This is a genomic window from Flavobacterium xinjiangense (assembly GCF_900142885.1).
Taxonomy (GTDB): domain Bacteria; phylum Bacteroidota; class Bacteroidia; order Flavobacteriales; family Flavobacteriaceae; genus Flavobacterium; species Flavobacterium xinjiangense.
The window spans coordinates 87,920-105,978 of the sequence record NZ_FRCL01000001.1 but is presented as its reverse complement, the minus strand read 5'-3'; the positions used below and the strand labels follow the sequence as shown (position 1 = coordinate 105,978).

General features: G+C 36.8%; 7 protein-coding genes. 5 read left to right on the top strand and 2 right to left on the bottom strand.

What is annotated here, in order from left to right; genetic code table 11:
• Positions 1-92: 92 nt before the first annotated feature.
• Together BUC23_RS00435 and BUC23_RS00430 are read right to left on the bottom strand one after the other, a co-directional pair.
• On the bottom strand, positions 93-5,555 hold the full coding sequence (locus BUC23_RS00435) for a GEVED domain-containing protein (protein ID WP_073203678.1): 5,463 nt from the start codon (positions 5,553-5,555) through the stop codon (positions 93-95).
• A gap of 564 nt (positions 5,556-6,119) precedes the next feature.
• Positions 6,120-11,042 (bottom strand): DUF8202 domain-containing protein, encoded by a 4,923-nt coding sequence (locus BUC23_RS00430; protein WP_073203675.1) that lies wholly within the window; start codon positions 11,040-11,042, stop codon positions 6,120-6,122.
• Positions 11,043-11,441: 399 nt separating this feature from the next.
• Here BUC23_RS00430 and BUC23_RS17640 point away from each other — a divergent pair, with 399 nt between their 5' ends.
• From BUC23_RS17640 to hemL, 5 genes are all read left to right on the top strand, one after another.
• Complete coding sequence (locus BUC23_RS17640; protein WP_073203672.1) at positions 11,442-11,780, top strand: hypothetical protein; 339 nt, start codon at positions 11,442-11,444, stop codon at positions 11,778-11,780.
• Positions 11,781-12,909: 1,129 nt separating this feature from the next.
• The gene (locus BUC23_RS00420) at positions 12,910-14,745 is read left to right on the top strand and encodes a T9SS type A sorting domain-containing protein (protein ID WP_073203669.1); all 1,836 of its coding nucleotides are present in this window, start codon (positions 12,910-12,912) and stop codon (positions 14,743-14,745) included.
• A 110-nt stretch (positions 14,746-14,855) separates the two neighbouring features.
• The gene (locus tag BUC23_RS00415; RefSeq protein ID WP_073204758.1) at positions 14,856-15,734 is read left to right on the top strand and encodes a 1-aminocyclopropane-1-carboxylate deaminase/D-cysteine desulfhydrase; all 879 of its coding nucleotides are present in this window, start codon (positions 14,856-14,858) and stop codon (positions 15,732-15,734) included.
• Positions 15,727-16,665, top strand: a complete 939-nt coding sequence (locus BUC23_RS00410; protein ID WP_073203666.1) for a glucosaminidase domain-containing protein — start codon at positions 15,727-15,729, stop codon at positions 16,663-16,665. The genes BUC23_RS00415 and BUC23_RS00410 overlap by 8 nt, the downstream gene beginning before the upstream one ends.
• Before the next feature lie 65 nt (positions 16,666-16,730).
• On the top strand, positions 16,731-18,017 hold the full coding sequence (hemL, locus tag BUC23_RS00405; RefSeq protein WP_073203662.1) for a glutamate-1-semialdehyde 2,1-aminomutase: 1,287 nt from the start codon (positions 16,731-16,733) through the stop codon (positions 18,015-18,017).
• Positions 18,018-18,059 lie beyond the last annotated feature (42 nt).

The window sequence follows — 18,059 nt, the reverse complement described above, 5'->3', positions numbered from 1 at the left end:
CTTAAGGTCTTGGATTAAGTTGTTAAGGATGAAATTTGGGTATAAAAAAAGCCACTCGGTCAGGAGTGGCTTTTAGAGTTAAGTTTTGCAAATTAGTATATTATTTTTTTGGAAACTAGTGTATCATCGTCTAAAGTGATTTTTACAATTAAGCCTGCTGTCGTTTTGTTTAAATGACTCAAGGTATATTTTAGCGCATTTACTTTTTTATAGCTATCAATTTTTCGTCCTGATAAATCATATACTACAATGTTTTTTATCAGTTGGCTAGAAGATTGAACGGTCACGTCTTGATTAACAATCACATTTACCAGATCAGAATTAGATAAGTTAAAGGTATTCGTTCCTAAGGTTTTGTCGCTGTATCGGAGTACGAAACGATCGTTAAAATCACCTTTTTCTGTTTTGAAAACGTACGGTTTTTGTTTTAAATTATGAATTACACTCAGTTCTTTATCTTCTAAATAGATGTTTTGAGTGTTGAAAAGACCATCAATATGATCAATTCTAATTGATAGTTCCCCAGTAATTTCCGAATTATATCCTAAAGGAACTAGATCGTTTTCATCAAATGGTAACGCACGTCCTTGAATCGTTAATTCCGCTTCCGGTATAATAGAGTAGAAGCTAACATCGTTTCCTCCCAAAGATTCTCCGTCAAAACTCCTGTCTAATCCTTGTGTCGCATCCTGAACATATCCAACCAATGTTTGACTGAAAGCTCCTGAGTTATTGGTTAGGTTTATCCAAATGCGATGTCTTTCTATGTCTGTAACGCTCTTTGGAATGGCTTCGTCTTTATTGTTTTTAGTCAATTTAAAGAAATCGCTATTTTTCCCCTCTACACCAACACGCATACTATTGTTGAAAGTTGTTGTTGCAGTAGTCCCATTTGCCATTGTATTTGCTGCTTTCACGAAGAATGATTGTCCAGAAGCTATGTAGCCAGTGGGCGTAGATCCGCCGGTAGAAGCTGGTGCTGTAGCAGTACCTCCTGTTGTGTTAAAAACAGCATAATCAGTGTCAGTGTAATTCAATGCATAATCACCATAAAATGGATCTATCGTGGCAGCGTTAGGTTGTGAATTATGTGTCCATAAGTAAACTGTTCCTCCTATAGCCGGCACATTGCTTGCTAAATTTAAGAATTTTGCAGCATCAAGTGCCGAAGGATATGGATTTCCAATAAGGTTCCATTCGTCATTCTCGTCAGTACCGTCAAAAGTTGAAGTAGAAGCAGTTCCGCTTAAGTTACCTTTTGATATTGAAGTCGTTATATCACCGTTGTTTGGAGTACCAATAAAGGTTGTGGTATAGGTAGTGCCGTCTGTATGTCCCCAAGGAGTCCTTAGTATGTAGCCTTTGCCAGTACTCATAATACTGGAGTCGTTTTCCGGGTTCCAGTTACCGCTATTACCTGAAACTGTTGGAATCCAGGAATACATATACGAATTGAAAGAAGAAAATCCTCCTAAAGTAAAACCTGCTACAGGCGAACTCCAATAGGTATAATCTAGTTTAGATAAGGCGCGGGTAGTTCTTTGGATATTTACACTTCCTGTATTAGCAACATTATTAATTTGTATTAGACTAGCTTTGTCTCTTATGTTAAAAACTCCACTAGTGTTAACATTAACCCATTCTGAAACGGTTAAGTTACTTGTGGAAAGAAGCTCTAAATTACCGGTTGATTTAACCGTAAGGTTTTTAGCAAGAGCATTATAGTTACCACCAGGAATTACAGATGTGTTAGGTATGAAAACACAATTTGTTAAATCAGGAACTCCTACCGGTTTCCAGTTGTTAGCATCGTCCCAATTAGAAGTGGTACCTAGCCACTGTTTAGTTTTGTTGTAAATAGTAACTAGTTTTGAAACAGGACAGCCGTTAGAAAGAGTTGCGCTAGCGGTAAATGACCATGATGTTGCGGACAATTGTGTACTAGTTGGTTTGATATATATAGTAGTAACAGCCTGATTTGTATAGGCAGTTGAACAAGCTAAATCAAGATAGGCATCGACGGTTCCTCCGCTCCAAGAAAAAGTTGTGTTTAAAGGTTTAGTTCCATAGAGTCTAATATTATCAATTGCCCATCCATCGTCCCAAGTTCCTTTGTAGGTAAAACGAAATCTAAGATTTGATTGACCTGCGTATGCTGAAAAATTAACAGTTTCGTTTTTGAATTTAGAAGCAGAACCTAAATCGCTATTATATGTTGCTATAGCTGGAGTTATCCAAGTTGTACCGCCGTCAGTTGATACCTCAATAGAACCACTGTCCGCTGAATAATAAGAGTAATAATGGTCAAAATTAAGTGTCAAATCAGTGTATACGGATGCATTTATTATAGGAGTTGTTAGTCTTGTTTCAATGTTTGAACCACTATAATCGGAAGTTGTAAAAGCAAATTTGTTATTTGTAGTTGCTGGCGAGCTTGAATTTATTGCTGGTTTCCATACCGATGTCGTACTGGGCAGATAGGGACTAGTTTTAATACTCCAAGGTGTGTCTGCGCCTCCACTTGTATTAGTAGGGGTTGTAATTGTAAATCCAGCAATTCCACTCTCGAAATTTTGTAGTAATAAATTTTCAATAACTACATCACCTTTTGCAATAACTTCTACAATATTGTTTTCGCCACAAACTGTCGGAACAGAAGGTGTTAGTGCTATGCTTGAAGTAGACTTAATTGTTGCTATAACTGGTACTCTATATAGTGATTCACAAGTTCCATTATATGCTGTGACATAAAATGTAGTAGTGACACTTATTGGAGCTGTAGTCCAATTTCCTGTTGCGGTCGTTGCAAGTAGAATTCCTCCAGTTTCGGCTGTATACCACCTGAATCCTGTTGCCCCAGCGGATACTGCAGAAAGATTGACGGTACTTGTTGGACCACATGCTTCGCCGTCTGTCCAGCTTGTGATTTTTTGAAGACAGTCAGCCTGAATGTTTATCGTGTAATCTTCTGTTTCACCAGTTAAAAAATTAGTTGTACATGGATCTATAGTGCTATCTTCGTTATAACTTTTGGTTCTAATTCTCATTCTGTAGTTGCCTGACGCTTGTGTTCCTGCAACAACAAAACCAAAGGAAGTATCGCCAGTTGCGGTAGTTGCTGTGCTGTAAACTTGTTCAAGGGCATCAATAAAATCGCCATCATTGTTCCAGTCTACATAAGCTCTAACAAACTGTCCTGCCGCTCCTGCTAAATTGATGTTGATATTAATACCGCCGCCGGGAATTTGCTTGGCAATCGTTATTGCCGTATAGTTCCCGTACCCATTTGGAGAGAAGCCTGTTGGCGCATTTGAAATGTCATTTAACGTACCTATAGAAGTAATTCCGGAAATATAGGTGCTGGAAAACACGGACGATGGTGTGCAATAAATATTATTAAGTGTTGTAGTGGTTCCGTTTAAGGGAGATGAACTATTGTATAATGGTCCACCTGTGCAAACGCCGTTAAATGAATAAATATATATATAGTAGGCGGTATTTGGTGTAAGACCGTTTGCAAGGAAAGTCGTGTTGTCGTCTGTATCCACAACTGTATATCCAGCTCCCACAGTTCCGCCTATAGTATATACCGTTCCATTTGAAGGAGTAGGAGCTACTGCTGAAGTGCTGACAACTATTAGATAATTACTTGGGTTAGAGCTTGCTGCTGTAAAAAAACCTGAAATGGATGTGCCGTTTGGGGATAAAGTCAAAGCTGTTGGCTGGGAAGTTGGAGTTGTGCAAACAGCAGGATTTGAAATTATATTTATAGTATAGTCTTCGACTTCGCCATCGAATCCAGTACTACAAGATCCCGTCGTAGAAGAGTCGTACTTTGACTGAATTCGCATTCTCACAGATGCAGTTGCAGCGCCTAGTGGAACGGTAATTGGGTAGGGAGTTAAACTAGAAAGTCCATTTGTAACGTTTTTTGCTGTACCCAAATTATAAAATTCGCCTGGATCAGTAAAGCTTCCATTACCATTCCAGTCTATCCAAGCGGATTGATAATTTGTGAAATTACCTCCAGTATTGATATTTACGTTAAGATTATATGAATTTCCTTTGGTAAGTGTCGTGCTGATTGCTGTATAATTAGAATAAGCCACATTAACTGCAGTTCCGGTATTGCTTATCGTGTTGAAATCAACCCCTGTTATTCCATTTGCGGATGTTGATCCACTTGATGTGCAATAAGATAATGTAACCGTTAGCGTTGCCGAGGTAGATGCCGCTGACGTGCCACATGAATTTGTTACCTTGGCTCTGTATCTATAGTTGTTCATGCCAATAGAAGCATTTGTAATGTTCAAAGTGGCTGTAGTAGCATTTGTATAAACGCCACCATTAGAAACGGTTGACCATATTGTACCTCCATCAGTGCTTAATTCCCAGATGTAACTTGTGGGGCTGTTTGATGCTGTAGTTGAAAATGAAGTGTTTGCACCTGCTGCTATGGTTGAGTTACTAGGATTAGTTGTTATTGCAGACGTACTTTTTGTGGTAATAATCACATCGTCAGTTGTTGTGCCACATAAGCCATTATTTATTGTCCATCTTAATGTAGCAGTTCCTGAACTTGCTAATCCTGTTACTCCAGACGTAGGAGAACTTGGGGTTGTTATAGTTGCAGTTCCTGAAGCTAATGTCCAAGTACCTATTAGCCCTGCACTAGATGGTGCATTCCCTGTTAATGTTGTTGTAGTTACGCCGCAACCAAGAGGCTGGTCTGAGCCTGCATTGGCGGTTTCGCTAGGGCAGGTGAAAGTTATTCTAATTTCCCCTCGAGCTCCATCTCCACCAGCATATCCATTTCCTTTAGCACCACCACCACCACCACCAATTATTGCAGCATTATAAGCTCCATTTCCACTTGTAACTCCACTTCCACCATTTCCACCACCCGAAGTTGTTCCAGTACCTGCTGTAGTTAAATTTGCGTCACCTCCATTTCCAGTTGTACCTGCTCCTCCTCCTCCTGCACCCGAGTTACTAGAAGGAGAATTCCCACCGTTTCCACCTCTATAAATTATATCTCCAATTGAGCTCGCAACTAAACCACCCAAGGCTCCTGAGACAGCATTAACCCCAGGAGCACTCCCTCCAGCAGCTTTTACTGTCGTTGCATTATTAAAATATGAATCTCCACCACTTGCAGTTGATAAATAATTCCCGCCTAATCCAACATTAACGGTGTAGGTGCTTCCTGGTGTAACAGCTATTGAATTTTTTTTAGCATAAGCACCACCTCCACCTCCAGATGAAGCTCCTGATCCTCCTGAACTGTCGCCTCCTTTTCCTCCTCCACCCCAAGCTTCAACTGTAACTGAAGTAACGCCTTGCGGACAAACCCAATTTCCTGAAGCTGTATATGTTGACGTGGTTTGCGCAGATATTTTCCCTGTAAAGAAAAACATCAGCAGCAAACTTAAAAATGAAATTATAGATTGGGTTTTATAGTGCTTCTTTTTGACAATATTTGAGGAAGAATTAATATCAAGATTCACTGTACGATTAGGGGAATCGGTATTGTTGACTAAGTAATGTTCTTCCATAGGTTATTGTTTGTGGTATTTTTGGTTTTGGTGTGGCAAAAATAATTTTTTTTTGTTACGAAATAACATTTTGAGTCATTAATGTTAAATTATTCATGTGCTTTATCTGACTTTTTATACGTTTAGTCGATGATAGTGAAGGGATTGTCGTTTTTTTAATGAAATAGTACAAAATTGGGTGCTTCTTGGAAGTTTTCAGGTACACAGCAGAAAATTCGCCTTATATGAATTTATTTGTTACTTGCATTAATGGGTTTTTTGGGGAATCCGCTGTAAAATTATACAAAACGTAGATGTTTTTAAACTCGAAATAAATGATTTAAGTTTTTTACTAAACAGAAAAATTTTAGTAGTATTAAATTGATAAATTTTAATTGGTGCTAAACATTTGATACAAAGAAAAGCCCGTTTGTTTTTTGATTCTGTTGACATCAGTTCTATAATAGCAATAAGAAGGACTCCGTTCTCGTTTTTAATCTAAATATAATTGTATCAATTGCTTTCAAATTTTTCCAAAAAAAAACCACTCGGTTAGGAGTGGCTTTTACTGTTAAAAGTGATTTATTAGTATATTATTTTTTTGGAAATTACAGTGTCGTTTTCTAAAGTGATTTTCACAATCAAACCGGTGCTCGTCTTGTTTAAATGACTCAATGTATATCGTAGTGCATTAACCTTTTTATAACTGTCAATTTTTCTTCCTGCTAAATCAAATACCGTGATATTTTTTATCAGTTGATTCGAAGATTGAATAGTGACATTTTGATTGACAACCACAATTGCCTCATCTAATTTGGATATATTAAATGCATCCGTTCCTAGTTTTTTGTCGACGAAGCGCAGGTAGAACCGGTCATCTAGTGTTCCCGCTGGAAGTTCAATTTCATACAAAGTATTTTTTATATTATGATAGCTATCATCTGATATATCATAAATGAAAACGTTTTGATTGCCATCAAAATTTTCTAATCCGTCAATGCCAAAAGATACCTTGCCCGCTGTTTCTAATCTTACGCCAATAGGGTAGGAGTTTGTTTCATCAAAATAACCTTCTCCTTGAATAGCTAGTTCATTTTCTCCGTTTAAGAAGTACATGTCGCTTGGTGAATCATCAATGTTATACGCATCATAACCGGCATTCATCTCGCTATTTGCTTTTTCATCCATAAAGGCTAACAAGACTTGCCTATGGAAAGTTTCATTGTAAGAATTATAGCCTAAACGAAGTTTTTTATGTGTATCTTTTACTATTGGATCATCACTGTTATCTGTCCAATGGTCTAAACCTTTAGGAGTAACTGGAACTCTATACGTAGTTTGAGAAGCTGCATTTTCTTCTTTAATAAAAGCTCTTTGACTGTTTTTGAAAACCACGTTCCCACCGCTGGCATTTCCAAAGACGAAGAAACCTTGTCCAACGGGGATATATTTTTGTGGATCTTTCAGTTTTGAGGTAGTCCCTGATCCGCTTATGTAATCGATTCCTGTTGAACTTGAAGCAACACCACCAGCTAAATTTCGAATAGCGTATCCTCCTTGATATCCTCCCAAATTATGGGTATTATTTGTTGAATAGTGTTCCCAAAAATAGAGTGCGCCATCAATAGTTGGGTTGGTTGTTGTAACATCTAAAGATCCAATATTATCATTAATAAATTGATCTGCATCTATTGCAGAAGGGTATGGATTTCCTATCAATAGTAATTGATCTTTAGATACCGTATTAGTAATTGGTCCGTTATTTGGTTTTCCTGTAAAGGTAAGATTTTGGTTTCCAGTAGTTCCAGGTCCTTTCAAAGTAAATCCTTTCCCCGCTTGAAGTGTGCCATTTTCTCCTATTTGAGTCCAATTTGCATAATCATTAGCTAAGTTGTCAAATTTATAAATCCAATAGCCAGCTAAGCTAATTGGTGATCCGAGTGCTCCATTATACCCGGAAACCCAATTGATTGCAACTGGTGTAGCAGGCGTCGTACCGTCTCTTAAAACTCCTGCCACCGTAAATGCATTATTATTAGTAGTGGAGCTGATTGCCCCTACAGGTGAACTCCAATAATTGTAATTGAATTTATTGGCTTGCCCTTGTTGGTCTCTTTCTATTGAGCCAGCGCTGGTTGGATCTAAATCGCTGCTTTCAGTTTGTACCAATTGTGATCTTCCCACTAAATCAATTTTTCCATCTAATTTCAAATAATGAGAAACTTCGATTTTTGTACCGTCAGTTTGTGATCCTCCACTGGTCGTTGCTATTAAATTTGCAGTTGGTTCAATAAATAATCCTAAAACCTGTTTATTTCCTACCGAAGTTACTGTATGGGAATTTTTAATTTTTATAATATTCCATTCAATTGTTACCGGACTAGGTAATCCAATTGGCGGTGGTGCACTAGATGAACTGGTAGTAGGAGGGTTCTCTATTGAAGCACTATGAGGTGGCTCTTGCAATGTGTAATTTTTCCATATCCCAGGAGTCTCCCAATTTCCACTTGAAGCTGATTCATAGGGTAACGGAGCGGTTTGCAAGTCAACAGTATTTATATTTTTTAAAGCTGCTGTTAAACCATAACCAGATTTATCTTTGGCATTAATAAAGGAATACGTAGACATGGGATAATAGGCATTCAAGTTTGTCCATAGAATGCTACTTATGTCATTTAATGTTATCGTATTTGGCACTACAACTCCATTAGTAAAGGCGGTATTACTTACTATTTCCTGATTCATCACGTAACGAAATTGTGCATCAGTAAGTGCTATTTTCCAAATACGTACTTCATCAATAGATCCTTTGAAAAAAGCGGCTGGAGGTAAGCCGTCTGCAGCAGCAATCAGGAAAGAGTTTGTTGTTGCTGTTGGGATTCCGGCTAAGGGAGAACTTATTTTATTTATACCATCGATATACATTTTTGCAGTTGTACCGTCAAAAGTTAGTCCTATATGATGCCAGATTCCTAATGGAATTACTGCACTTGAAGTGATGGTTTTTTTTACTCCACTAACAAACCAGCTCATTTCCGCTTTTCCAGCACTGTTGATACTTAAATCATATCCTTGCGTAAATGCGCTGTTTCTTTTTGAAAGTATGGTTTTGTTTGCTTCAGTGCAGTTCACCCAAGCCGAAACTGTGAATGAAGTATTGAGATCTAATACATTTCCGGAATCCAGATAATCATTAATACCATCAAACTTTATACATCTTTCAAAAGTTTTCTCCGGTACAAAACCAAAAGTGATGTATTTAATCCCATCAAAATTATAGGTAGTTTCCAGATTAGATCCATTTGCCGTCATTATCACTGATGCCGAATTAGTGTCAAAAGTAGCAGTGCTTGAAATGAACATCCTATACTCTCCAGGATCTGCAGCTACATTTGTAGTAGCAAGCATACTTGTAGGAATTGAGATTTTACAAACAGATACATCTCCTCCTGTTTCAACGACTTTCCATTTTCTTATAATTGTTTTAAAACTTACATCTGTTATTAATGCCGCTGGTGTAGTAATTCCAGAACTTATATTGACATAAACAGATTGAGCTGTCAATGCATCTTTGTTATTTCCCCATACTAAGAATTTTTTGTCGGTATCAAAGTTGTTGGTATTTGCCGTATTGGTTGTGGCAATCGTTCCTAAACCGATGGTAATATCATCAGTTGTATTGATACTTTTCGATTGTCTCTGGGTTAATTTTGTGATATCATCTCTACCAATCCCAGCAATGTCGTAATTATATCCGGTTGCAGCAGCGTCCCAAATAGTGGTTCCTGCCGAGTTGGTGTAGTTTGTTGTACCTGCACCAGTAATTAAATCTGGTGCAAGGGTTATTCCATATTTTATGGCTAAATAACTGCGAATATTACTCCTCTGTGTGTCTGTGGTTCGTGAACTATACGTAATGACTTCCGCGACTTTTCCGTTTAAACTTCCGTCAATACCTTCGCTTCTTCCAATCCAGTATTTGCTATTGTTGACATTTACAAATGAAGGGAGATCTGAGGTAGCATTACCTACAATATTTGCATTATAGTATAGCTCTTCGGCATTACTGGCTAAATTAAGTCTCGCATTTATAATTCCTGCAGAACTATAGGACGCTGTTGTGCTTTGATGTGCAACACCATATCCAATTCCAACACCACCTGTTGGTCCTATTGCATAAGTTAATACTTCATTATTAAATCTCCCGGTATAATCGCCAAAACCAAGTCCTGTTAAATCTGGTTCCAGAACAGCAGAGTTCCTATCACCACAAAAAATATCCATTCGTCTTGACAATGAAGTAATGGGAACATTAGGTATCATAACTACAAAAATATCCTGATTATAGAAAGCAGATGAGCCTTTTAAATATTGTCGATTTGGATCGTTGTCCAGATAGTTATTAGTTGCAGTGGTGTTATCATTTGTAAAATCTACAACGGAGTTGAAGTTTAGGTTAGCACTTGCATTATTTTTATATATTGGAGCGCCAGTTGCAGCAGGCTTGGTAGCATTGTCGCCCAGAGCTTGTGTTTTCCAAGTTGTTACGGGACTGTTATCAGCAACTGTTGTGGTTCCATCTAATAAGTCCGACCGAAGCCATAATTGTAAATTAGAGGTAACGCCGCCAGGTCCATTTCCTAATAATAATGTAATAATAATGGCGCCATTCTGACCCGAACCACCAATAAGTGCATAAGCAGCACCATTTTTATCACCACCACCACCACCACCGCCGCCATAACCTGTGGTAGATGCATTTGTGCCTGAGTTGCCATCATTTGCTCCCTTACCTCCTGCACCACCAAAATTATTAACTAAAGCGCCTCCATTACCACCAGTAGAATTGTTAGTTGGTGTGGCCCCATCGTTGCCAGGGCCAGTACTTCCCGCACCACTACCGCCACCACCACCTGCGCCACTACCGCCAGTAGCTGTTGTTCCTTTACTATTTCCTCCATTCCCGCCCGGAAACAAAAAATCTCCAATACTTGCAGCCACTGTACCTCCAGCTCCTCCCGCGGCATTAAGACCAGGAACAGCTCCAATCGAACCGCCTGCCGCTTTAATAGTTTTTAAACCAAATACGGCAGTTGAAGCACTACCTGCAGTGTCATCTCCGCTTATACCGCCAACAGTAAGGGTGTATGTAGTTCCGGGTGTTACGCTTACTGTATTTAGTATAGCGTACGCGCCACCACCACCACCACCACCTGTGTAACCTTTATTGGAGCCGCCGGTTCGTCCTCCTGCTCCTGCGCCCCAAGCCTCTACTGTTATCGAAGTAACTCCAGCGGGACAGGTCCATGTTGAATTAGAAGTAAATACTAATGTTGTTTGTGAATGCATATTATTTCCTAAGAAAAACAGCAACAGCAAGCTTAAAAAGGAAATTATAGAGTGGAAATTATTTTGCTTGTTTTTTGCAACAATTGAAGAAGAATTAATAGGTAGATTCGCTGTAGATTTTGCAGAACCCGTATTTTTGAATAAATAACTTTCTTTCATGTAATTTGTAGGATTTGGAATTCAAAAATAGTTTTTTTTAACAGGAAAGTACTAATGTCTTGTTGATTATTTTTGTGCATTTCATCTGGTTTTTAGGGAGTTAGTCGGTTTTTTTTTAAAATATTTTATAAAACGTTATAAATTTTGCAAATTTGTTTGATTTGTAACATTTTTCCTTTCTAAAAAACGCTAGATATAGTTTAGTTTTCAGATACTTACACGCTAATTGTAGGAATTAGTTTAGCATCTGCATCGAGGTGTAAAAGTGGATGTTTTATTATGTGAATTTTTACTTAAAGTAAAATGGTAAGCACTTCAAAAAAATGAATTGCTACCTAATAAAAATTCAAATTTTTTTCCTATTTTTCTTTTTTTTTTTAAGTAAATCGTAACAATAGTATGTTTCTAATTATCACTAAATATTTAATCCCGAAAGGCTATCGCGGATTAGCGGCGTTTCCCTTTGTGTTTATAAAATATAAAGGCGATAAGAAAAATTTAGTCTTTATAAATCATGAAAAAATTCACCTTCGGCAGCAGCTGGAATTATTGGTGCTTCCTTTTTTTATTTGGTATTTGCTAGAGTATTTGGTTCGATTATTTCAGTATAAAAACGCTGATTTAGCATATAGAAACATCAGTTTTGAACGGGAAGCCTACGCTAATGAATTGAATTTAGATTATTTAAAACACCGTTCTTTTTTGCGATTTTTAAATTATTTGGTCCTACAAAAGTGAATTTTTTTTAGCCGGTTGCAATTGATGTTGATAGAATTTTTTTCCATTTATTTTGAAAATACTGTTGTACTTTTCGCAAAGGTTACCGCTAAAGAAATCTCGCAAAGACGCAGAGTCGCAAAGTCAGTCTTATGAATAGTGGCGATTCTACTAAAATAGTTATGTTTTTTAGCCGTAATATTGACTAGATTCATTTTTTGTGACACTACTTTGTGACTGTCCGTAACTAATACCAATGTATTTAAGTTTGTCATTTCGACAACGGACAAATCTCATTAATGCTATCGTTATGTGATTTACTTCGTCCGTTCGCTTTGTTCGGGTCTCCGTTGTCGAAATGACAAAACAGTTAAATTTTATTCATAAGATTTAGCTTGTCACATAAATCTGACCGTCCTGTTTTTTTTAAATCCTTTTGCAGTAAATTCTAAATAAGTGGCAAGAAAGATATATTGGTGCAATTATTGAAAAGAGTTCTTGCCACAGATTAGAAGGATTAAAAAGATTTTTAAAGTTACATGACGAATTAATCTGTGTTAATCTGTGAAATCTGTGGCAAAGTAATTTAGTGCTTTTATTAAAATAGGACATTAAATTTCAGCCATTACTTACAAACAACTTTATACTTAAAATTGTCATCATTATATCATGTAAATCTCAAACGATAATGAACATCAATTGTTTGTAATCTTAATTCTTGACCTAAATTTTTTCCTTTTTTCATATGTAAAATCTGAAGCTCAATTTTTAGCTTTTTTTTATCTCTTTTTAGTTGATTTTAATTATAAGAAAAAACATATAATATATTTTAAAAAGTGTATTTCATCGATTTTTTTAACCCTTTAACGTGTTTATTGCCTCTTGTAATACTACTTTTGTCGTAACTTTAACATAAAATATAGCCTATTTGTAAATTTTACCTAAAATTATTTTTCCATTCCTTGTGTACGTACTGCTAAATAAAAAGAATTGAGGATAAGCCGTTCGTTTTTAGATATCTAAAAAAGTACCATAAATTGGAAAACTTAAATAATAAAAAAGTAAATCTTGATATTTTAGATTTATTTCTCAAACAGGTAAGATTACAGCTAAGCATGAGAGAGTTTTAATTATTTAAATATACCTGTCTATGAGCTCAAAAATACTTAATCGATTATCCCTGTTCATTGCTGGGTTTTTATTTCAGAGCTACGCCAATGCCCAACTGTTTGTAAGTCCAAATACAAATGTATTTGTAAACAACGAAGTGGTGTTTGTAAAACAAGAGGTAGAGTTAAATGCGGCGTCCAGTAATTTTTATTTAAGAAAAGATGCGCAGTTACTTCAGGGTACCGCTGCGGCCGGAGCCAATAAAGGGTTGGGGAATTTGTCCGTTTTTCAAGAGGGAAGTACTAATAATTTTCAATTTAATTACTGGTGTTCGCCAGTAGGTGGAAATCTGGCTAGTGCAGGGAATGCCCCTTTTGGGATTACGCAACTTAGAGATATTGTTGATTTGACTAATAGTGCGACTTCTACTCCTTTAGCCATGAATAATTATAATGGAACAGCTAGTCCATTTGCGATAGCTCCTTACTGGATTAATAAATTAGTAGCCACTGGAGGATATGCGGATTGGGTTCAAGTGGGTTCTTCCTCAAACTTGAATGCCGGAGAAGGATTTACCATGAAAGGAACGTCTGGAACTAATTTAATTACCGTAAATGGAGTTCAAAATAATCCTGGTAGTGCGCAACGCTACGATTTTAGAGGAAAACCAAATGATGGAACAATATCTATCCCTGTTGGCATTGAGCAATTTACCCTAACGGGGAATCCATACCCTTCAGCTATTGACTTATCCGCTTTTTTAGTTGGAGCGACAAATAGTACCGGTATAGCTTATTTTTGGGAACAGGATAAAACGGTAAATTCACATTATATCGCAGATTATAAAGGAGGCTATGGCGCTTTTTCTCCAGGTGCTCCAGGTAGCAACGGACTTTATGTTCCTGCGACTTTTTATTCTTATGATGGTTCAGGAAATGAGGGAACAGCAACGGGAACAGGAGGAACTTATGAAAGACGTTTTTGTCCTATTGGCCAAGGATTTCTAATTGATGGAAACGCTATCGGAACCGTAGAAATGAAGAATAGTTACCGAGTTTTTGTTAAGGAAGGTGCGACTAATTATTCTCAATTTGAAAAAAATTCAAATCAATATAAAACGAAGAATACTTCGGGGTATATGTCTCCAATTCAATCTGTTTCTGGATATGATTATTCAAAAGTAAGTATTGCTCCTACACCTCAAATTCGTTTTAATACTTTGTTAAACAATGAAGGAGTTCGTCAATTAGCTTTGGCATTTATTCCCGAAGCTACAGATGGTGTAGATCGTGCGATGGACGCCATGTCTTCAAGTGATGATTCGGCAGCGGATGTATATTTTGTTTTAGAGGATTCAGAATTTGTGATTAATGCTTTAAAATTTGATATTGATAAAAGTATTCCAATTGGTTTTAGAAATACCGGAGAAGCGAATTATAAGATTACGGTTAAAGAAATTTTAAATTTTACTGGTGCTTCAAACGTTTACATACATGACAAGGTTAAAGATTTATTTTATGATATCAAGAATAGTTTTCACGAGTTGACTTTGCCTTCGGGAGTTAATAATAAACAATATGAAATTACTTTTAAGAATAAAGCTTCGTTAGGTTTAGAAGAAAAAGCAATTCAAAACTTTGTAGTTTATCAAAATAACACCGAAAAAAGCCTGACAATCAGTAATTCATTATTAATGGATCTTGCTACTTGCAGTTTGTATGATGTAGCTGGGAAAATAATTTTCAGCAAAAAAGATTTAGGTACAGATGCCTCGTATAAATTCCCTACTTCGGGCTTAAGTGACGGTATTTATATCGTTAAGCTTGCAACAAAAGACAAAATCGAAGTAGGAAAAAAGATTATCATCAAAAACTAAATTTATATTAAAACTTAAAACTGAAGTGCAATCTGTTAAGGTTGCACTTTTATTATTTATAAATTTTACCTTTGTCCAAAAAATTTTTGGGTTTGAATCAACAGTTAACAATGCAATTTCCAAACGGAATCACCATACATGTCAAACGGGAAGATTTGCTTCATCCTTTTGTTTCTGGAAATAAGTTTAGAAAGTTAAAGTATAATTTGCTTCAGGCAAAAGAGGAACAGCAAGAAACGCTGCTCACTTTTGGCGGAGCCTATTCTAATCATATTGCGGCAGTAGCTTTTGCTGGAAAGGAGAAAGGATTTAAAACCATTGGTGTTATTAGAGGTGACGAACTACGAGGTAAAATTTCCGAAAATCCAACCTTGCAATTTGCCGAAAACTGCGGAATGCAATTCGAATTTGTCAGCAGAGAAACCTACCGTTTGAAGCAAGAAATTTCATTTTTAAATAAATTAAAAGAAAAATTCGGCGATTTTTATCATATTCCTGAAGGAGGAACTAACGAGTTGGCAATCAAAGGCTGCGAAGAAATTTTGACTGAGGAAGATTGCGCATTTGACTTTATAGGCTGTTCAGTGGGAACAGGCGGGACTATTTGCGGAATTATAAACAGTATTTTTCCACATCAAAAAGTTTTGGGATTTCCAGCGTTAAAAGGGGATTTTTTAAAAGAGGAAATTCGTAATATTGTAAAAAATAATAATTGGGATTTAGTGACTGATTATCACTTTGGTGGATATGGGAAAGTTAATATTGAGTTAATCGCATTTATTAACCAGTTTTATGCAGAAAATAGCATTCCTTTGGATCCCATTTATACTGGAAAGATGGTTTTTGGCGTTATAGATTTAATACACAAGAACTATTTTCCCCCAAAATCGAAAATTTTACTTATTCACACCGGTGGCATACAAGGAATTCAGGGAATGAATATGAAATTAAGGAATAAACAATTACCAATAATAGATATCAATGTTTAAAAAATATATACTGATTATAGTAATACTGACTTTGGTTGGCTGTAATGCCACCAAGCATGTTATTATAACGACGAAGAAAATTCCTTCAAAGCCAAAAACGGAATTAGTTCGTACTGCTAAAAAGCCAATTATCACAAATGCAATCGTTACTAAACCGCTAGTCGCAAAGCCACCTGTGAAAAAACCGGTTGTAACAAATTCACGCAAACAAGAATATCCTAATCAAGTAACGGAAGTAATAGTTTCAACTTCACAAACAGTTGTCAGTAGTGATGTTGTAGTTAATTATGTGGCTCAATTTAAGAATGTCGCCATGGATAACATGAGGACTTACGGCATTCCTGCAAGTATTGTATTGGCACAGGGTATTCTGGAATCAGGGGCCGGGAGAGGAGATTTAGCGGTAAACGCCAATAATCATTTTGGAATAAAATGCCATGAAGACTGGACCGGAGAAACGATAAAACACGATGATGATTCGGCTCAGGAATGCTTTAGGAAATATGATAATGTTTCGGAATCTTTCAAAGATCATGCATTGTTTTTAACTACCAGAGGAAGATATTCTAATTTATTTGCTTTGTCAAAAGGAGATTACAAAGGATGGGCAAGAGGATTAAGAACAGCGGGTTATGCTACAGACCCAAAATATCCTAATAAATTGATTTCTTACATCGAACGTTATAATTTAAATCAATACGATGATCAGGTCTTAGGGAATGAGAATATACTATTAGAAAAGCAATTGACCGGAAAAATTCCCATGGAGACGATAAAAAATACAACTCGTGAAGTATCTTTTTACCAAGTTCAAAAGGGAGATACGTTATATTCTATTTCCAAAAAATTCAATTTAGGAATTAATGAGCTAAAAGAAAAAAATAATCTGGTAGCCAATACCCTTTCGGTTGGGCAACAGTTGAAAATTTAGTTGAAGAATATTCTAGTTTCACTTCAATCGGTATCAAAATCCAAATATAAAATCCAAATTTTAAAATGTTATATACAAGAAGTAGTCAGCTTTTTGCTGACGCAGAAAAAGTAATTCCAGGAGGAGTAAATTCACCCGTAAGAGCCTTTAAAGCAGTTGGTGGAACCCCGATTTTTGTCAAAAGTGCTAAAGGTGCTTATTTGTATGATGAAGATGGAAATCGTTTAATCGATTATATCAATTCATGGGGGCCAATGATTTTAGGACATGCTTATGAACCGGTGGTGCAAGCCGTAATTGAAAAAGCCAAATTAGGAACTTCGTTTGGGATGCCCACCGAATTAGAAACGCAAATTGCTGCTTTAGCCGTTTCGATGGTTCCAAATATTGATAAGATACGATTTGTAAATTCTGGTACTGAAGCTTGTATGAGTGCCGTCAGGCTGGCTCGTGGATTTACCAAAAAAGATAAAATAATAAAATTTGCCGGTTGCTATCACGGACATTCTGATTCTTTCCTGATTCAGGCGGGAAGTGGAGCAATTACTTTCGGATCACCAAATAGTCCTGGAGTTACCGCTGGTACCGCAAAAGATACCTTATTGGCAAAATACAATGATCTAGATAATGTTGCGACATTGATTGAAGCCAATAAAAACGAAATTGCCGCAATTATTGTAGAGCCTGTTGCAGGAAATATGGGTTGTATTCCGCCAAACAAAGGTTTCTTGGAAGGCTTGCGTCAGCTTTGTACTGATAATGGAATTCTATTGATTTTTGATGAGGTAATGACCGGTTTCAGACTTGCTGCTGGAGGTGTTCAGGAATTATTTAATGTCAACGCGGATATTGTTTGTTTCGGAAAAGTAATAGGAGGAGGCTTGCCGGTAGGAGCATTTGCTGCCCGTGAAGAAATTATGAATTATCTGGCGCCATTAGGACCAGTTTACCAAGCAGGAACTTTGTCAGGAAATCCTTTGGCCATGGCTGCAGGATTGGCAATGTTACAAGCATTAGATGGGGACCGTGCCATTTTTCAAAGATTGGAAGAAAAGACCGCTTATTTGGCTGCGGGAATGGAAAAAGTATTGAAAGCTAACAGTGTTGTTTTTACGATCAATAGAATAGGTTCTATGGTTTCGGTTCATTTTGATGCTGCTCCTGTAGTTGATTTTCAATCGGCAGCGAAAGGGGATAATGAAACCTTCAAAAAATTCTTCCACGGGTTATTGCAGGAAGGAATTTATATAGCGCCATCGGCATACGAAACTTGGTTCATAACGGATGCATTATCCTATGAAGACTTAGATTTTACCATTCAAGCGGTAGACAAAGTTTCTAAAACATTTTAAACGAAAAAAAAGACCCGAATTTGGGTCTTTTTTTATGAAATA